Genomic DNA, 17,597 nt, shown 5'->3' on the forward strand with positions numbered 1-17,597 from the left:
CATGGCCACGATTCACGACACGCTGACCCTTGCCCTCAACCGGCACATGGCCGGGCAATTCGCCGAGGCGGAGGCGCTTTATGCCCGCGTTCTCGACGCAGCCCCCGATCACCCCGACGCGCTGCATCTGTCGGGCATGCTGCTGGGGCAGGCGGGACGGTTCGACGTGGGGCTGGAGCGGGTGGCCCGTGCCGTGGCCCTGCGGCCCGAGGCGGCGGATTTCCGCATCAACCGTGCCGTCCTTCTGGAGGCCGCCGGGCACCATGCCGACGCGTTGGACGCCGCGCGGCGGGCCATGGCCCTGAATCCCGCCTTCGCCGAGGGCTGGACCGACCTGTCGGCCCTGCTCCGCGGGGCCGGGCGCACCGACGCGGCCATCGCCGCGTTGGACCGGGCGATCCGCCTGAACCCCGCCCTCGACCCGGCCCGCGACCGGCTGGCGCTGCTGCTGCGGGAAAAGGGGCGGCTCATGGTGGACATGGGCCGCAACCGCGAGGCCCTGCCGACCCTGGAACGGGCCGCGGCCCTGGCGCCGCTGGATGCCGACATCGCGTTCTGGCAGGCCAACGCGCTCTATGCGCACGGCCGGCTGGACCGGGCGGCGGCGGCTTACGGCCGGGCGGCGGCGGTGGTGCCCGATTTCGCCTCGGCCCTGTTCAATCTGGGGGTGACCCGCATCCACCGGCTGGAACTGGAGGCCGGGGCGGCGGTGCTGGGCTGGGTCCAGCGTCTGCTGCCCGAAGCCGAGGAGCCGCGGGAAACCCGTCTGGCCGCCCTGGTCCGCTGCGGACGGTGGGAGGAGGTGCGGCGGGAATCCACCGAGCTGACGGCCCTGAAAACCCAGTCCGGCGATGACCTTCCGACGGCCCATCTGTCCGACACGCCGCGGGCGGAGAATCTGCGCTCCCTCGACGTGGTGGCCTTCAGCCTGTGGGGTGAGCAGCCGCTCCACGCCGTGGGCGCGGTGGAGAATGCCCGGCTGGTCCCGTTGCTCCATCCGGGGTGGGAATGCCGGGTCTATCACGACGGTTCGGTCAGCCCGGCGGTGCTGGACGCCTTGGCCGATGCCGGCGCCCGGCTGGTGCCCATGCCCGACGGCGGGGATGGAAGCGGGGTCTACTGGCGCTATCTGGTGTCCGACGATCCGGTGGTGCGCCGCTTCGTCTGCCGTGGGTGCCATGCGCGGCTGAATCCGCGGGAAGCGGCGGCGGTGCGCGACTGGATCGCATCGGGTCAGCAGTTCCACGTGATGCGCGACCATGCGTTGCACACCGACCCCATACTGGGCGGCATGTGGGGCGGCATGGCCGGTGTGCTGCCGCCGCTGGGGCCGCTGGTCGGGCGCTTCACCCGGTCGGCCACCGGCCTGCGGCAGGACCGCCGGTTCCTGCGCCATCAGGTCTGGCCGCTGATCCGCGCCCGCGCCCTGGTCCACGACGCCCATCATCCGGGGTTCGGGGTGCTGTTCCCCCCGGTGATCGACGCCGGCCCCGCCGGCCACGTGGGGGCGGCGGTGCCGGTCTGATCCGGGTCGGTCTCGCGCGTCAGGCCACCCGGCGGACGAAATCCGCCATGGCCGCCAGCACCGCATCGGCCTGTTCCCGGTGGGGGGTGTGGCCGCAGGCCGGCAGCAGCAGGGGCTCTGCCGGTCCGGCCGTCCGGCGCACGATGGCGTGGACCTGTCCGGGCGTGCCGTACTCGTCATCCTCGCCCTGGATCACCAGCAGGGGGGCGGTGATGCGGGGCAGGTGGGCCTCGATGTTCCAGGCGGCGAACGGCGGCGACAGCCACACGTCGGCCCACAGGCGGAAGGTGTGGTCCGGGTCGGCGTGGTGACGGGCCAGACGGGCGCGCAGGTCCGTCGTCTCCCACGCCGTCACCGCGCCGCGGATGCCGGCCAGGGTGATGTCCTCGACAAAGACGTGGGCGGCTTCGGTCACCGCACCGGCCAGCGGGCAGCCCGCCAGTGCGGCGAACAGCAGCGCGATGGAGCCGCCGTCGCTGTGCCCGATCAGGATGGGCCGTTCGATGCCGAAATGATCGAGCACGCGGGGCAGGATCTCCGCCGCCTCCCGCTCCAGATAGCCGGTGGCGAAGGGCGCCGGCTGCGGGTCGGAACGGCCGTAGCCGCGGCGGGAATAGATCAGCGCCCCGGCCCCGGTGGCCGCTGCCAGCCGGTCGGGAAAATCGCGCCAGAGCGAGATGCTGCCCAGCCCTTCGTGCAGGAACACCAGAACGGGAAGGGCGGGATCGGCGGCGGGAATCCGGCGGTACTCCAGCCGGCACCCGTCGAGGGTGAAGAAGGAGGGGGCGGTCGTCATGCCCTTTTCCCTAACAGCGGGTGACCTTCGCGGCAACCCGGCCTTTCTGCAGAGGGTGGGGCGGGGTAACGCCCTTGCCCCGGTGGCCGGCGGGGGGGCGGGCGTGTTGCATGGGGGTGCCGCCATTACCGGGAGGGTGTCCCATGACCCGTCTCATCCGATCCGCCGCCGTTTTTCTTGCCGTGTCCCTGCCGGGACTGGCCGCCGCCCAGCAATTGCCCCTGCCGCGGGAGCCGGGCGCCTATCAGGCGCCACAGCTTTACGACGAGATGGGGCGCCCCAACCTGCCGCAGGTGGGCGGCGGCGCGGCGGCGGCCCCGGCTCCGTCCCATTGGAACGCCATGGGCCGCGATGCCCAGTTCCGCGCCGGGATGCAGCGGTACGGCACCGATGGGCGCCGGTCCTACAGCCGGACCCATTCCCTGAGCAACCTGCCGCCCGCGGCCACCGCCCGTGCCGCGCCCGTGCGTCCCGGCGCGCCGCCGCGGGCGCCGTGGGAAACGCGGTAGGGTGTCAGGCCGGCTCCTCGGGCCGCCACAGCCACGCCGCACCGCGCACGCCGCTGGAATCCCCGTGCCGTGCCGGGCGGATGGGGGTGTCGATGGTGTCGGAGAAGGCATGCCGCTCCACCACCGCCGGCAGCGCCTCATAAAGGTAGGGGATGTTCGACAGCCCGCCGCCCAGCACGATCACGTCGGGGTCCAGCAGGTTGACCACCGTCGCCAACCCGCGGCCCAGACGGCCGGCCAGCCGGTCCATGGTGGCCCGCGCCGCCCCGTCGCCGGCGGCGGCGCGGGCGGCGATGTCCGCCGCGGTCAGGGTTTCGCCGGTGACCCGCGCGTGATCCGCCGCCACGCCCGGACCGGAGGCGAAGGTTTCCAAACATCCGGCCTTGCCGCAATAACAGGACGGCCCCGGCAACTCACCGATGTCCGGCCAGGGCAGGGGGGAATGCCCCCATTCCCCCGCTATGGCGTTGCGCCCGGTCAGGGGGCGGCCATGCACCACGATGCCGCCGCCGACGCCCGTGCCGACGATGGCGGCGAAAACCACCGCGGCTCCGGCGGCGGCCCCGTCCGCGGCCTCCGACACCGCAAGGCAATTGGCGTCGTTCTCCACCCGCACCGGGCGGCCCAGCGCCGCCGACAGGTCGCGGTCGAACGGCCGGCCGATCAGCCAGGTGGAATTGGCGTTCTTCACCAGCCCCGTGCGCGGCGACACGATGCCGGGGATGCCCAGCCCCACGCTGGCCCGGCCGCCGCCCGTTTCCTGTTCCAGCCCGGCCACCAGGGCGGCGATGGCCTGCACCGTGCCGGCGTAATCGCCCCGCGGGGTGGGAACCCGGCGCCGTGCCCGCTGGTTTCCATCGGCATCGAGCACGATGCCTTCGATCTTGGTGCCGCCCAGGTCGATGCCGATCCGGTTCATGGGAATGCCTGCCTTTCCAGCCCGTGGTCGGCGGGATGGTTACGCCAGCACGGGCCGCCGGTCCACGGAGATGAAAAGCCGTGGAAAAACCAAGCGTGAGCGGGGCCGGAGTCCGTTGCCGGAAAACCGCACATGGCCGGGAAATCGGGCCGGCGGCGGTCCAGCCCGCGGCTTTGGAATTGACCGGGAGGCCAGGGTCGGATGATATCGCCGCTTCCGGGCGCGTCTGCGTCCGACCGTAAAAACGCCGGAGCACCCGACATGACCCGCGAGCGCGCGCATCGCCGTTCCACCGTTTCCCTGTTCCGCCGTACCGTCACCGCGCTGGGCGCCACGGCCGCCCTGGTGGGCATGACCGCCCCGGCGCTGGCGGCGGTCAAGACCAACGCCTGCTACACCCCGGCCCAGCACGCCGCCGAACAGCTCATCCGCGTCCACACCGAGATGATGGTCGTCGGCCTGACCTGCAAGGACGTGATGCCGGACAAGGCGCCGTTCGCCAAGTATCAGGACTTCACCGTCAAGAACCGTTCCCAGATCTCCAAGGCGGAAGCCGAACTGGCCTCCTTCCTGGGCAAGGGCAACAAGGCCGCCGGCACCCGCCAGTTCGACATGTACCGCACGGAGATGGCCAACGAGATCAGCCGCCGGGCGGCGATCATCGGCACGCCGCTCTACTGCTCCACCTTCGTGGACCGCACCCAGGCCGCGGTGGCGCTGTCGCCCGACGACCTGCGCGTGCTGACCGCCGACGAAAAGGGTGCTGGCGTGATGCACCTGTCCGAAGCGCCCCTGTGCGGCACCAAGGTCGCCAGCTACCCCGATTCCCCGGCGTTCGACGTGGCGCAGGCCCCGGTGGGCAAGCCCGCCAAGCCGGCGGCCAAGAACGCCAAGGCGCCGGCCAAGACCCAGGCCAAGCCGGTGACCCCGGCCAAGGCGTCGCCGGCCAAGCCCGCCAAGCCGGGGCTGAAGCAGAACGCCTCCTACACCCCGGCCCGGTAACCGGCGCCGCGGTCATCATGAGGGTGTCTGAGCCGTCCGGCATTGCCCGGACGGCGGTGCGGGAAGCGCTGGGAATGCCGGGGCTGGTGCTGTTCGCCAGCTATCTCGGGTTCGGGTCGCTGGCGCGGGAAACCGGGTTCGGCCTGGGGGCCGGGCTGGTGTCCACCGCCACCGGCTGGGCGCTGCCGGGACAGATGGCGCTGGTGGAACTGTGGTCCATCGGGGCCTCCCTTCTGGCGGTCGGTCTTGCGGTGGCGCTGACCAACACCCGCCTGTTGCCCATGGTGGTGACCCTGCTGCCCCTGTTGCGCACAGGCGCGGCGGGCCGGCGGGCACCCCGGTGGTGCCTGTACGCCCTGGCCCACGTCATCGCCGTCACCACCTGGGCCAACGCCATGCGCCGGCTGCCGGACCTGCCGCCGGAGTCGCGTCTGGCCTGGTTCACCGCCTATGGCGCCACCCTGTTCATGGTGACCATGGCCGGGACCGCGGGCGGATTCTTCCTGGCCGGCGTGGTGCCGGAACCGGTGACCCTGGGGCTGGTGTTCCTCAACCCCATCTATTTCCTGATGCTGTTCGCGGTGGACCTGAAACAGCGGGCGCGTGTGCTGGCGCTGGCCTTCGGGCTGGTGATGGGGCCGCTGCTCCACCCCGTGGCCCCCACCTATGGCCTGCTCGTCACCGGGCTGACGGCGGGAACGCTGGCCTTCGTCCTTGATTTTTACTGGTCCCGGCGGGGGCGGTGATGGCGGGTAACCCTGTGATGGGAACCGGCGACGTGTGGCTGCCGCTGCTGGTGGCCGCGGCGGTGACCTATGCCGCCCGCGGTCTGGGGGTGGCGCTGGGCGGCCGGCTGGACCCCAACGGCGCCGTGTTCCGCTGGGTCGGGTGCGTGGCCTATGCCCTGCTGGCCGGACTGGTGGCGCGGATGATCGTGTTCCCCGTCGGTCCGCTGGCCGCAGCCGGTCTGGGGGTGCGCCTTGCCGCGACGGCGATGGCGTTGGGAGTTTTCTGGATCACGGGGCGCAGCGTCCTGTGGGGCGCGGTGGCCGGGGTGGCAGGATTGATCCTGCTGCTCTGGTTGGCTCCGTCCATTGTTTGATGACCCGACACAAAGTCATGGCGTCAGGTAAAGTCATGACCTTTACTCATGACTTGACGTATCAAATATAACCGTGCTGCGGCTTTTTGCCGTCACCGCGCCCCAGAGTGCAAATGATGTTACCTCTACGGGGTTTCCATACTTGCCCACCCGGAAGGCAGTGAGCTAACGTCCGGGGTGACAACAATTCGGCCTGGCGCAGTCATCGCAGAAATGTACGCGCTACGGACCGTCAGTTCAGGGAGCGGTGATTTGGTGAACGGGAACATGCATGTTCTCGCCCCGTATCCCGTGCGCGCATGCCTTAACAGCGCGGGAAGGGGCTAAATGGACTATTTTATCCAACAATTGATCAACGGCCTGTCGCTGGGTGCCATCTACGGCCTCATCGCGATCGGCTATACGATGGTGTACGGCATCATCGGCATGATCAACTTCGCCCATGGCGAGGTCTACATGATCGGCTCGTTCATCGCGCTGATCACGTTCCTGGTCCTGGGGGTGGTCGGCATCACCTGGGTGCCGCTGGCGCTGTTGATCATGCTGGTGTCGGCGATGCTGCTGACCAGCGTGTACGGCTGGACGATCGAGCGCATCGCCTACCGGCCCTTGCGCAATTCGCCGCGTCTGGCGCCGCTGATCTCCGCCATCGGCATGTCGATCTTTCTGCAGAACTACGTGCAGCTTCTGCAGGGCGCGCGGTCCAAGCCGCTGCAGCCGATCGTCACCGGCAGCCTGACCTTCTTCGACGGCCAGGTGACCATCAGCTACGTGCGTCTGGCCACCATCGTGCTGACGCTGGCGCTGATGGTCGGCTTCACCCAGCTCATCCAGCGCACCAGCCTGGGCCGGGCGCAGCGCGCCTGCGAACAGGACAAGACCATGGCCGCGCTCCTGGGCGTGAACGTGGACAAGGTGATTTCGCTGACCTTCGTCATGGGCGCCGCACTGGCGGCGGTGGCCGGCATGATGGTCATGCTGATCTACGGCGTGATCGATTTCTACATCGGCTTCCTGGCCGGGGTGAAGGCGTTCACGGCGGCGGTGCTGGGCGGCATCGGCTCGCTGCCGGGGGCGATGCTGGGCGGTGTCATCATCGGTCTGATCGAAGCCTTCTGGTCGGGGTACGTGGGCAGCGAATGGAAGGACGTGGCGACGTTCACCATCCTGGTCATGGTGCTCATCTTCCGTCCGACGGGCCTGCTGGGCCGTCCTGAAATCGAGAAGGTGTGAGGCGATGACGGCGATTTCCCAAACGCGGCCGCCCCGTCTCGACTGGCCCGCGATCCTGCGCGATGCGGGTCTGGCGGCGCTGGTGGCCCTTCTTCTGACCGTGCCCCTCGTGGGCTTCCGCACGGTGGACCGGCCCACGGGCCTGGGCATCGAGCCCCATTTCAACGAGGTCGTTGCGGCCATCGGCCTGGTGTTCCTGGGGCGCGTGGGCCTGAGCATGATCCGCTCGGGCGTGGCCCTGCCGGTGCTGGTGCTGTCGCTGGTGGTGGCGGCGGCCGGATTCTTCATTCATCTGCCCACCGAAACCCTGCGCGTGGTGATGATCGGCGGCGGTCTGGTGATCGCCATCCGGGCGCTGATCACCGTGGTGACCCATCGGTCCAAGCTGACCCAGGCCGAGCGCGACCGCCGCATGGACCGCATCGGCGCCAAGGTGCAGCACGCATCCCGCTATCTGGGGCCCATCGGCATTCTGTTCGCCGCCGTGTTCCCGATGCTGCCCATCGCCGACCGCCAGTTGATCGACATCGGCATCCTGCTGCTCACCTATGTGATGCTGGGCTGGGGCCTGAACATCGTGGTCGGTCTCGCCGGCCTGCTCGATCTGGGCTATGTGGCGTTCTACGCCGTCGGCGCCTATTCCTACGCGCTGCTGGCGCAGTATTTCGGCATGAGCTTCTGGCTGTGCCTGCCGCTGGCGGGGCTGCTGGCGGCGCTGTCGGGTGTGCTGCTGGGCTTTCCGGTGCTGCGTCTGCGCGGCGACTATTTCGCCATCGTGACCCTGGGCTTCGGTGAGATCATCCGCATCATCCTGGTGAACTGGTACAATTTCACCGGCGGCCCCAACGGCATCACCAACATTCCGCGCCCCAGCTTCTTCGGCATCGCCGATTTCTCCCGCACCGGGGCGAACGGCCTGCCGCCGTTCCACACCATGTTCGGGCTGGAATTCTCGTCGCTGCACCGGATCATCTTCCTTTATTACCTCATCCTGATCCTGGCGCTGTTCGTGAACCTGTTCACGCTGCGCATCCGCAAGCTGCCGCTGGGCCGCGCGTGGGAAGCGCTGCGCGAGGACGACATCGCCTGCACCTCGCTCGGCATCGACCGGACGAAGATCAAGCTGGCGGCCTTTGCCATCGCCGCCATGTTCGGCGGCTTCGCCGGGTCGTTCTTCGCCACCCGCCAGGGTTTCATCAGCCCGGAAAGCTTCACCTTCATCGAATCGGCGATCATCCTCGCCATCGTGGTGCTGGGCGGCATGGGCAGCCAGATGGGGGTGGTCATCGCCACCATCCTGGTCATCGGCCTGCCGGAGGCGTTCCGTGAACTGGCCGATTTCCGCATGCTGACGTTCGGTATGGGCATGGTCGTCATCATGCTGTGGCGTCCGCGCGGGCTGCTGGCCCACCGCGACCCCACCATCGTGCTGTACAAGAACGGGGCTGCCGCCGGGGAGAAGGGAGCATGAGCACCGCCGACAAGACCCCGCTGCTGACCGTCGAACACCTGACCATGCGCTTTGGCGGTCTGGTGGCGGTCAGCGACGTGTCCTTCGCCGCCAACAACAGCGAGATCACCGCGGTGATCGGCCCGAACGGTGCCGGCAAGACCACGCTGTTCAACTGCATCACCGGCTTCTACACCCCCACCGTGGGGCGGCTGACGCTGCGGCACCCGGACGGCAAGGAATACCTGCTGGAACGGATGCCCGGTTTCCGCATCTCCAAGGAAGCGGCGGTGGCGCGCACCTTCCAGAACATCCGCCTGTTCGGCGGCATGAGCGTTCTGGAAAACCTGATGGTGGCACAGCACAACAAGCTGATGCGCGCGTCCGCCTTCTCCATCGCCGGCCTGCTGGGCCTGCCCACCTACCGCGCGGCGGAAAAGGCGTCGGTGGACCTGGCCAAGTACTGGCTGGACCGGGTGAAGCTGCTGGAGTTCGCCGACTGGGAAGCCGGCAACCTGCCCTACGGCGCCCAGCGGCGGCTGGAAATCGCCCGTGCCATGTGCTCCGAACCCGTCCTGCTGTGCCTGGACGAACCGGCGGCGGGCCTCAACCCGCGTGAGTCGGCGGAACTGGCCGAGCTGCTGATCTACATCCGCGACCAGCACAAGACCGGGCTTCTGCTCATCGAACACGACATGAGCGTGGTCATGACCATTTCCGACCACGTGGTGGTGCTGGATTACGGGCGGAAGATTTCCGACGGCGATCCCGCCTTTGTGAAGAATGATCCCGCCGTCATCCGCGCCTATCTGGGCGAGGAAGAGGCGGACGAACCGGCCGCCGCGGCCGGGGAGGGTGCATGAGCGCGCTGCTGTCCATCCAGGGCGTCCACACCTTCTACGGCTCCATCGAGGCGTTGAAGGGCGTTGACGTCACCATCAACGAAGGGGAAATCGTGACTCTGATCGGCGCCAACGGCGCCGGCAAGTCCACCCTTCTCATGACCATCTGCGGCAAACCCCAGGCCCGTCAGGGCCGGATCGTGTTCGCGGGCGAGGACATCACCCGCTTGGCCACCCACGATCTGGTGCGCCGCGGCATTGCCCAGTCGCCGGAAGGGCGCCGGATTTTTCCGCGCATGACGGTGATGGAAAATCTGCAAATGGGCGCCATCGCCGTCGATGAGGGCCATTTCGACCAGGATCTGGAAGAGGTCTTCACCCTCTTCCCCCGGTTGAAGGAACGCATCACGCAGCGGGCCGGCACCATGTCGGGCGGCGAACAGCAGATGCTGGCCATCGGACGCGCGCTGATGAGCCGCCCGCGCCTGCTGCTGCTGGACGAACCGTCGCTGGGCCTGGCCCCGCTGGTGGTCAAGCAGATCTTCCAGGCGATCACCGAAATCAACCGCACCAAGAAGATGACCGTCTTCATGGTCGAGCAGAACGCCTTCCACGCCTTGAAGCTGGCGCACCGGGCCTATGTGATGGTCAACGGCCACATCACCATGACCGGCAGCGGTGCCGAACTGCTCGCCAACGAAGAGGTGCGCGCGGCCTATCTGGAAGGAGGTCACTGATGGACGCCATCCTCGGCACCTCGCCGCTGGTCTTCATCTTCATGACGCTGCTGGTGTTCGGCGGCTGCGCCATCCTGACCGGCCAGTCCCTGGCCGAAGGGTGGAAAGGGATCGGGTCGGTCGTGGCCTATGGCGCGCTGCTGGCCGCCGGCGACCGGTTCCTGATCTTCGGGCTGGCGGGGGGCGAATTGCTGTCTCTCTACGGTTTCGTGCTGCACTGGGCGGTTCTGACCGGCATCACCTTCATGGCCTACCGCATCGCGCAGGCACGGCGGATGGTGTCCCAGTATCCGTGGCTGTACGAGCGCGCCGGCCCCTTCGCGTGGAGGGATAAACCGGGTGGCCGTCTGGCCGAATAATGTTGCTGTTCTGAGACTTCCGGGCACCAAGACGTGGACAATCGGGGCAAGACCGGGCACTCTCTCCGGCATCCCGATTGTCCGTGGTGCGGTGCAACCAGACCTGGTTCCGCCATCCCGGCGGCGGGAGAACTCTTCCGGTTCGGCGGCGGGCCGCCCGGCCCTTGAACATTCCGGCACGGCCCTCCGCGGTTTCTGAAGCGATCACGTTCGAAACAGGGAGCAAAAGAAGAGAATGAACATGAAGCACACCCTCCTGGCTGCCTCCGCCGCCGCACTGGTCCTGGGCGCCGCCGCGGCCAAGGCCGACATCGTGGTCGCCACCGCCGGCCCCATCACCGGCCAGTACGCCACCTTCGGCGAACAGATGAAGAAGGGTATCGAACTGGCGGTTCAGGACATCAACGCCGCCGGCGGCATCAACGGCGAAAAGCTGAAGCTGGAAGTGGGCGACGACGCCTGCGATCCCAAGCAGGCGGTCGCGGTCGCCAACCAGCTGGCCAAGGCCGGCGTGAAGTTCGTGGCCGGCCACTTCTGCTCGGGCTCGTCGATCCCGGCCAGCCAGGTCTATGCCGAAGAAGGCATGGTGCAGATCTCACCGGCCTCGACCAACCCCAAGCTGACCGAGCAGGGCCTGTCCAACGTGTTCCGCGTCTGCGGCCGCGACGATCAGCAGGGCACCATCGCCGGCAAGTACCTCGCCGACACTTACAAGGGCAAGAACATCGTCATCCTTCACGACAAGTCGGCCTACGGCAAGGGGCTGGCCGACGAAACCCAGAAGGCGCTGAATGCCGCCGGGGTGAAGGAAGTGCTGTACGAAGCCTACACCGCCGGTGAAAAGGATTACTCGGCCCTGGTGTCGAAGCTGAAGCAGGTCGGCGCCAACGTGGTCTATGTCGGCGGCTATCACACCGAAGCCGGCCTGCTGGCCCGCCAGATGAAGGACCAGGGCGTTTCCGCCCCGATCGTGTCGGGCGACGCGCTGGTGACCAACGAATACTGGTCGATCACCGGCCCGGCCGGCGAAGGCACCATGATGACCTTCGGCCCCGATCCCCGCGAGATGCCCGATGCCAAGGCGGTGGTGGAACGCTTCCGCAAGGCCGGGTACGAGCCGGAAGGCTACACCCTCTACACCTACGCCGCCCTGCAGATCTATGCCGAGGCTGTGAAGGCCGCCAAGTCCACCGACGTGGCGAAGGTCACCGCCGAACTGCACAAGACCACGTACAACACCGTGATCGGCACCATCGGTTTCGACAGCAAGGGTGACCTGACCACCCCGGCTTATGTCTGGTACCGCTGGAACGACGGCAAGTACGCCCAGGTGAAGTAAGACGGATCGCGGCACCTTCGGGATGCCGTGACAGCCGAGGCCCGGTGCTCCCCGCACCGGGCCTTTGCCTTTTCTGCCGGCTATTGCAGCGCGGAACAGGGCCGTGCCGCCCCATCCGGCGGGCGCGCCAGAAGCTGCTCGCTGGCGCGCATGACGTCACGCCAGAAGGCGGCGGCGCGCAGGTCGCTGGCCGCGGTGAGTTCGACCAGCCGGACCCGGCTGAGGCGAATCGCCCGCTCACCCAGTTCGGCAACCAGGCAGGCGGCGAAGTTGTGGGCGTCGTTTTCCGTCGTCATGTCGCATTGAACCATGACCGCCGCCCTTTGTTCCATATCCCCGATGACGCACCGCAAAAACGTGACGAGGGGGAGGCGCGCGGGGCGGAAGTGTGCTTGAATGGCCCCCCGATTCCCTGGCCCGCACGCGTGGGCTCGTGGGAATCCGTTTCGTCGAGCGCCGATTCAGGAGAACGAGGAATGCGCCGCAAGCGTGAAATCAGCGAGGGGCAGTTGCTCCGCAAGCTCGGCCCCGGTGGCGGCGTGTGGCAGGTGGTTGCGGTGCGCAAGGACGGATTGGGCACCCAGCACGCCCAGATGGTCCGGGCGGATGACCCCAAAACACTGAAAACATTGGCTGTTGCGACCCTGCTGGATCCCCATCAGTTCGAATGGCTGGATGGTCCGGGCTGAAGCGCCGCTGGGAGGTTGCGGCGGATTTGCAACACTCAGGATTTCTGACCACAGGGGGGATTGTGGCGGCGGCTGGTAACTGGTATCTGACAGGTCAGAGATTTCAACCGCCGACCCATCCGGGGGTTGCCGGCCGCGCCCTTCCTACCGACGGCCGGTGTGCACGGGGGAAGGCTGGTACGGCTGACAACGCCGTCAACGAAAGGGAATAATAAGATGACTTTCCGTGGCATTGTTCTCGGTACGGCGCTGGCGGTTATGCTGCCGACCGCCGCCATGGCCGCTTCCGAAGGCTTCTATGTTGGTGGCGCTGCCGGTGTGAACTGGGCCCGCGACGCCAAGTTCACCGACAAGACCGCCCAGGCCAGCGGCGTCACCAACCCGAGCGTGAAGCTGGAATACGACGTGGGCGCCATCGGCAGCCTGTCGGCCGGCTACGCCACGTCCTTCGGCATCCGCGCCGAACTGGAAGCTGGCTACCGCTGGGGCAACAAGGTTAACGGCGACAACGACGCGACCTCCAACTGGTCGGGCCGCGCCCGTTCGCTGTCGTTCATGGGCAACGTCCTGTACGACATCGACACCGGCACGCCCATCACCCCGTACATCGGCGTCGGCGCCGGTATCGCCCAGGTGAAGGCCACCGGTGACGATGGTGCCGGCTACCGCTTCAGCGACACCGACTGGGTGTTTGCCTATCAGGGCATCGCCGGCGTGTCGTACAGCTTCACCAACAATCTGGCCGCCACGCTGGATTACCGCTACTTCGACACCGTTGATCCGAAGTTCAAGGGCCCGCTGGGCCGCGTGGAAGGCGAATACGCCTCGCACAGCATCCTGCTGGGCCTGCGCTATTCCTTCGGCGCTCCCTCGGTCACCCCGGTTGCCACCCCGGCCCCGGCTCCGGCCCCGGTCCAGGCTCAGCCGCAGACCGAATATCTGGTGTTCTTCGACTGGGATAAGGCCGACATCACCCCGGTGTCGGACAAGATCATCGGTGACGCCGCCGCTGCCGCCGGCAAGATCCGCGCCGTCAGCATCCACGTGATCGGCCACACCGACACCTCCGGGTCGCCCGCCTACAACCAGAAGCTCTCGCTGCGCCGCGCCGATGCGGTCCGCAAGGGCCTGACCGCCAAGGGTGTGCCGGCCAAGATGATCACCGTCGAAGGCAAGGGCGAGACCCAGCTCCTGGTCCAGACCGGCGAGAACGTCCGCGAGCCGTCGAACCGCCGCGCTCAGATCCTCATCCGCGTGAAGTAATCACCCGGACGGATCGGACGGCTGGCCTCCGGTCAACGGGGGCCGACCGGAAAGATTGTGAAAAAGGCGCTGTCTCTGACAGCGCCTTTTTTGCGTTCAATGGGTGTGATATATTGCTTTTGGTGTCGCGGGGCATATTGCCCGATTGGCTTTGGTCCCGGTCTGGCCGATAGTGTGGCCGCAAACCATTCCATCGTCCGGGGGGATCATGCTGCTCCGCCGCCTTGCCGTGGCCTTCTTGTGTCTCGGGACACTGATGTCCGGCGGCCTGTCCCGGCCCGCTGTGGCGGGAGCGGCTCCCGGGTCGAAAGTGGTTGCTCCGCCGGTGGATATGGCCGCGTGGAACGCCACGGTGGAAAAGGCCCGCGGGCAGACGGTGTTCCTGAATGCCTGGGGCGGATCGCCCAAGATCAACGCCTATTGGGACTGGGTGGCGGCGACGGTGCGCGAGCGGTACGGCGTCGAACTCCGCCATGTGAAAATCAACGACATCAGCCAGGCGGTGACCCGTATCCTGACGGAAAAGACCGCGGGGCGGGCCGACGGCGGATCGGTGGATCTGGTTTGGCTGAACGGCGGCAACTTCGCCATCATGAAGGCCAGCGGCCTGCTGTACGGTCCCTTCACCAACCGTTTGCCCAACATGCGTCTGGTAGACACCCGCGGCAAGCCGACCTTGGTGGACTTCACGGTTCCGGTGGAGGGGTTGGAGGCGCCGTTCAGCGTCACCCAGTTCGTGATGGTTTACGATACCCTGAACCTTCCGGTGCCGCCGCGGTCGGTGGGGACACTGCTGGAATGGGCCAAGGCCAACCCCGGCCGCCTGACCTATCCCCAGCCGCCCAATTCCCTGGGCATCACCTTTCTGAAGCAGGTACTGCTGGCGCGCCAGTCCGACTGGTCGTCGTTGATGCAGCCGGCCACCGATGAGAACGAAGGGCTGGTGCTGGAACCGCTGTGGTCCTTCCTTGATACGCTTCACCCGCTGTTGTGGCGGCAGGGGAAGGAGTTCCCGGCGTCCGGTGCCGATCTGCGCCGTCTGCTGAATGACGGGGACATCACCCTGTCCATGGCCTTCAACCCGCTGGAAGCGGCCAGCTCCATTGAAAGCGGCCTGTTGCCCCCTTCATCCCGTGTTTATACGTTCGAGGAGGGAACCATCGGAAACGCCAATTTCCTGGCAATTCCCTTCAATGCATCGGCGAAGGAAGGGGCACTGGTGGTCATCAATTTCCTGCTGACCCCGGAAGCCCAGGCGCGCAAACAGGATCCCCGCTACTGGGGCGCCGATACGGTGCTGGCCTGGAAGAAGCTGACCCAGGGGGAAAAAGATCTTTTCCGCGGCATCCCGCAGCACCCGGCAGCCCCCTTGCCCGACGAACTGGCCAAGCCCTTGCCGGAGCCGCACCCGTCGTGGACCGACCGGATTGAAAAGGGCTGGCACCGCCGTTACGCCGCGGGGTGACCACCCCTACCGCGTGGCGGACAGGCGCCGCAGCACCCAGGCGCACCGTGCCTCGGGATCCAGCAGCGAATCGGGCAGGAAGGCCAGGCGTTCCGGCGGCACATACCGGCGGCACAGCCCTTCCATGACCGTCTGCACATGCAGCTGATGCCATGGGTTGGGGTAGCGATAGCCGTCGTCTTCCACGGGAAACGCACCCCACGGCAGCACGACCACCAGATCCCATCCGGATACCGCCGCCGCCGCCCGGTGAACCAGCGTGCCGGTGCCCGCCGGATCGTCGGCGGCATAGCCGGCGCACAGCCAGAAGGCCGCATAATCCAGCGGCGTGCGGTCGGCGACGAAACCGCCGTCTCCTTCCGCCAAGGCTTCCAGCCCGGCGGCATCGCTGGTCAAAAGCTCACGGTGCTCGGCCCGTGACAGGCTATGCAGGCTGAAGCCACCCCGCAGCCGGGCGCGCATCGGCTCTTCCGCCACCGGGACATCGAGGGTGGCGGCGAGTGTCAGCGCCAGGGTGGTTTTCCCCACCCCGGCGCTGCCGGTCAGGCCGATCCGTGGCGGATGGCTCCTGGTCTGTCTCATGAGCCAAGCCTAAAGGATTCGCCTCCGGGGGGGAATCCGCTTCGCTGCATGGGGGACTGACCCCGCGCCCCGCCCGTGGGAGCGGGCAGGGCGAAGGGGGCGGCGGCATCCCCCATGCACGGCCCCGGTCCCCGTCCCGTTCCGGACAGCACCCGGCAGACGCTCACCCTTCGTCCAGGTCGGCGGAGGCACCACCGTTGGGCGGGCCGCCCAAATTGGCCAGCATCCGGGTCAGCACCGACAATGCGGCGTCCTGCTCTTGCGGGGAAATCCCCTGAAGCGACAGGGTGTCCACTTCGCCCGCGCAGCCCAGCAGGGTGTCGCGCAGGGATCGCCCCTTGGGCGTCAGATAGATGTTCACCTTGCGGCGGTCGTGGGGGTTGCGCACCCGTTCGACCAGACCGCGGCTTTCCATGGTGTTGAGGGCGGTGACGGTGGTCGGCTCCATCATGCCCACACGTTGACTGAGTTCCCGTTGGGTCAGCCCGTCCTCTTCCCACAGAACGCGCAGGAAGAACCATTGCCCCATGCTGACGCCGTGGGTGACGATCCGTGCCTGAAGGGCGCGGGAAAAGGCACGGTGAAGATCGCGCACCGCATAGGATAAGCCGCCGACGGCCTGTTCCTGCTTCGGCCCGTCCACGACGGGGGCCAGGGCCTGGCCGGAGCTGTATCGTTTGAACCGGCTATGCATCCACTCAACTTTCTTGTCAGCCGTTACGGACACCGCGCCTGCCCTCGCCCCCAAGGAACCGGCACCGGAGCCAATACCATAACGATAACTTCCTAATCGAAGACTGTAAATAGAATCTCTGTTTTTCTTTCAGGAACATGCGCGAATATGACTAACGATACGGGGGTGTGCCCAGATGCCGCAGGAACGGATATAGGGAAAATTCTATATTCAATCGGCTGATCTCTCGGAGCCAACCGTGGCGGAGATATTAATTCATATCAGGGTATGAGTTCTGTTTGCCAACCGTTTGATGGACCCCACGGAGTGAAACCCCTGACTGACGCCAAGGTTGAAGGGGGTAACCGTTCTCTTACTGAAGGAACGGCGGGCGCATAAGGGGGCGGACTGTCACGCCGGGAACAACGGTTGCGCGGTCACGGCTCAGGCGGACAAGGCCAGGGTCGGAGCGGCGGCCCGCATCAGCGATGCCGCAGCGCCATAGGCGGCGGTGCCGCGGGCGGCCAGGGCGGCGGGGGCGGTGCGGGACGGGCCCGGTTCGTCCCCGGCAGTGCCGTCGCCGTTGCCGGTGACAAGCTCCTTGTTCTTTTCCTGCTGGGCCTGGAGTTTCAGCGCCTCGGCCTGCTGGGCGACGGCGCGGTCTTGTGACGACGGGTCGGCGGGGGCCAGGGCCGCGGCCTTGACCGCATCCATCTTGGTGATGGTGGCGCCGGGGGTGCTTTCGCGGCTGATGTCGATGGGAACTTCGCCGGCGACCGCGTAATTCTTTCCGTCCGGTCCCTTCTGAAAGGTGAAGGACGCACCGCCGGCATGGGGACCGCCCGCGGCCTGATGCGCCTGTTCATGGGCACGGACCTTCTGGTCGGTCTGTTCCAGCGTGCGGATTTGCTGCTGGACCTGGGGTGCCTGGGTGGCGGTGCCGGAGGAAGCGGAAGACGATGATGACGACCCGGCGGAGTCGGGTGCGGGCCCACCGCCGGATTGCCCCTCCGGGCCGGACTCACCCGCCGCCGCCGTCCGCGCGGTGCGGGCCGGCAACGCCTTGAACACGGCGGCGGACGAAGTGACGGCCGGCAGGCCCACGGTGGAAT

20 protein-coding genes are annotated in these 17,597 nt (G+C 67.4%); 14 read left to right on the top strand and 6 right to left on the bottom strand.

The window, feature by feature from the left end:
* The first annotated feature begins 1 nt into the window (after position 1).
* On the top strand, positions 2-1,525 hold the full coding sequence (locus M2352_RS15655) for a tetratricopeptide repeat protein (protein ID WP_264665503.1): 1,524 nt from the start codon (positions 2-4) through the stop codon (positions 1,523-1,525).
* Positions 1,526-1,544: 19 nt separating this feature from the next.
* Here the strand turns inward: M2352_RS15655 and M2352_RS15660 are convergent, their stop codons facing one another.
* Positions 1,545-2,321: an alpha/beta fold hydrolase gene (locus M2352_RS15660; protein ID WP_264665504.1), complete on the bottom strand. Its 777-nt coding sequence runs from the start codon at positions 2,319-2,321 to the stop codon at positions 1,545-1,547.
* A 143-nt stretch (positions 2,322-2,464) separates the two neighbouring features.
* Between M2352_RS15660 and M2352_RS15665 the strand changes: the two genes are divergently transcribed.
* Positions 2,465-2,830, top strand: coding sequence for a hypothetical protein (locus M2352_RS15665; RefSeq protein WP_264665505.1), 366 nt, complete (start codon positions 2,465-2,467; stop codon positions 2,828-2,830).
* A 4-nt stretch (positions 2,831-2,834) separates the two neighbouring features.
* Here M2352_RS15665 and M2352_RS15670 read toward each other — a convergent pair whose 3' ends face one another.
* Positions 2,835-3,749, bottom strand: a complete 915-nt coding sequence (locus M2352_RS15670; RefSeq protein WP_264665506.1) for an ROK family protein — start codon at positions 3,747-3,749, stop codon at positions 2,835-2,837.
* A gap of 261 nt (positions 3,750-4,010) precedes the next feature.
* Between M2352_RS15670 and M2352_RS15675 the strand changes: the two genes are divergently transcribed.
* From M2352_RS15675 to M2352_RS15715, 9 genes are all read left to right on the top strand, one after another.
* On the top strand, positions 4,011-4,751 hold the full coding sequence (locus M2352_RS15675; protein ID WP_264665507.1) for a hypothetical protein: 741 nt from the start codon (positions 4,011-4,013) through the stop codon (positions 4,749-4,751).
* Between the two features lie 23 nt (positions 4,752-4,774).
* A complete protein-coding gene (locus M2352_RS15680) occupies positions 4,775-5,497 on the top strand; it encodes an AzlC family ABC transporter permease (protein WP_264665508.1) in 723 nt (240 codons plus the stop codon).
* Positions 5,497-5,853, top strand: a complete 357-nt coding sequence (locus M2352_RS15685) for an AzlD domain-containing protein (RefSeq protein WP_264665509.1) — start codon at positions 5,497-5,499, stop codon at positions 5,851-5,853. Before M2352_RS15680 ends, M2352_RS15685 begins: the two co-directional genes overlap by 1 nt.
* Before the next feature lie 327 nt (positions 5,854-6,180).
* The gene (locus M2352_RS15690) at positions 6,181-7,086 is read left to right on the top strand and encodes an ABC transporter permease subunit (protein ID WP_264665510.1); all 906 of its coding nucleotides are present in this window, start codon (positions 6,181-6,183) and stop codon (positions 7,084-7,086) included.
* 4 nt (positions 7,087-7,090) lie between these two features.
* The gene (gene livM, locus M2352_RS15695; RefSeq protein WP_264665511.1) at positions 7,091-8,557 is read left to right on the top strand and encodes a high-affinity branched-chain amino acid ABC transporter permease LivM; all 1,467 of its coding nucleotides are present in this window, start codon (positions 7,091-7,093) and stop codon (positions 8,555-8,557) included.
* The gene (locus M2352_RS15700; protein ID WP_264665512.1) at positions 8,554-9,399 is read left to right on the top strand and encodes an ABC transporter ATP-binding protein; all 846 of its coding nucleotides are present in this window, start codon (positions 8,554-8,556) and stop codon (positions 9,397-9,399) included. The genes livM and M2352_RS15700 overlap by 4 nt, the downstream gene beginning before the upstream one ends.
* 5 nt (positions 9,400-9,404) lie before the next feature.
* Complete coding sequence (locus tag M2352_RS15705) at positions 9,405-10,115, top strand: ABC transporter ATP-binding protein (protein WP_264666346.1); 711 nt, start codon at positions 9,405-9,407, stop codon at positions 10,113-10,115.
* Positions 10,115-10,474 (top strand): DUF6867 family protein, encoded by a 360-nt coding sequence (locus M2352_RS15710; RefSeq protein ID WP_264665513.1) that lies wholly within the window; start codon positions 10,115-10,117, stop codon positions 10,472-10,474. Before M2352_RS15705 ends, M2352_RS15710 begins: the two co-directional genes overlap by 1 nt.
* Positions 10,475-10,709: 235 nt before the next feature.
* Entirely contained in the window at positions 10,710-11,813 is a 1,104-nt protein-coding gene (locus tag M2352_RS15715; RefSeq protein ID WP_264665514.1) for a branched-chain amino acid ABC transporter substrate-binding protein, read from the top strand.
* Between the two features lie 80 nt (positions 11,814-11,893).
* Here M2352_RS15715 and M2352_RS15720 read toward each other — a convergent pair whose 3' ends face one another.
* On the bottom strand, positions 11,894-12,109 hold the full coding sequence (locus tag M2352_RS15720) for a hypothetical protein (RefSeq protein WP_264665515.1): 216 nt from the start codon (positions 12,107-12,109) through the stop codon (positions 11,894-11,896).
* Positions 12,110-12,289: 180 nt separating this feature from the next.
* On the opposite strand from M2352_RS15720, the gene M2352_RS15725 reads away from it, so the two are divergent.
* From M2352_RS15725 to M2352_RS15735, 3 genes are all read left to right on the top strand, one after another.
* Positions 12,290-12,502, top strand: coding sequence for a hypothetical protein (locus M2352_RS15725; RefSeq protein WP_264665516.1), 213 nt, complete (start codon positions 12,290-12,292; stop codon positions 12,500-12,502).
* A gap of 216 nt (positions 12,503-12,718) precedes the next feature.
* Positions 12,719-13,765: an OmpA family protein gene (locus M2352_RS15730; protein ID WP_264665517.1), complete on the top strand. Its 1,047-nt coding sequence runs from the start codon at positions 12,719-12,721 to the stop codon at positions 13,763-13,765.
* A 310-nt stretch (positions 13,766-14,075) separates the two neighbouring features.
* Positions 14,076-15,230 carry an ABC transporter substrate-binding protein gene (locus tag M2352_RS15735; RefSeq protein WP_264665518.1) on the top strand — a complete coding sequence of 385 codons (1,155 nt, stop codon included), beginning with the start codon at positions 14,076-14,078 and terminating at the stop codon, positions 15,228-15,230.
* A gap of 6 nt (positions 15,231-15,236) precedes the next feature.
* Here the strand turns inward: M2352_RS15735 and M2352_RS15740 are convergent, their stop codons facing one another.
* The 3 genes from M2352_RS15740 to M2352_RS15750 form a co-directional block, all read right to left on the bottom strand.
* The gene (locus M2352_RS15740; RefSeq protein ID WP_264665519.1) at positions 15,237-15,812 is read right to left on the bottom strand and encodes an AAA family ATPase; all 576 of its coding nucleotides are present in this window, start codon (positions 15,810-15,812) and stop codon (positions 15,237-15,239) included.
* Between the two features lie 163 nt (positions 15,813-15,975).
* Positions 15,976-16,506, bottom strand: coding sequence for a MarR family winged helix-turn-helix transcriptional regulator (locus M2352_RS15745; RefSeq protein WP_264665520.1), 531 nt, complete (start codon positions 16,504-16,506; stop codon positions 15,976-15,978).
* Between the two features lie 423 nt (positions 16,507-16,929).
* On the bottom strand, positions 16,930-17,589 hold the full coding sequence (locus tag M2352_RS15750) for a putative metalloprotease CJM1_0395 family protein (RefSeq protein ID WP_264665521.1): 660 nt from the start codon (positions 17,587-17,589) through the stop codon (positions 16,930-16,932).
* Positions 17,590-17,597: the final 8 nt, after the last annotated feature.

Source organism: Azospirillum fermentarium, from assembly GCF_025961205.1.
GTDB lineage: Bacteria > Pseudomonadota > Alphaproteobacteria > Azospirillales > Azospirillaceae > Azospirillum > Azospirillum fermentarium.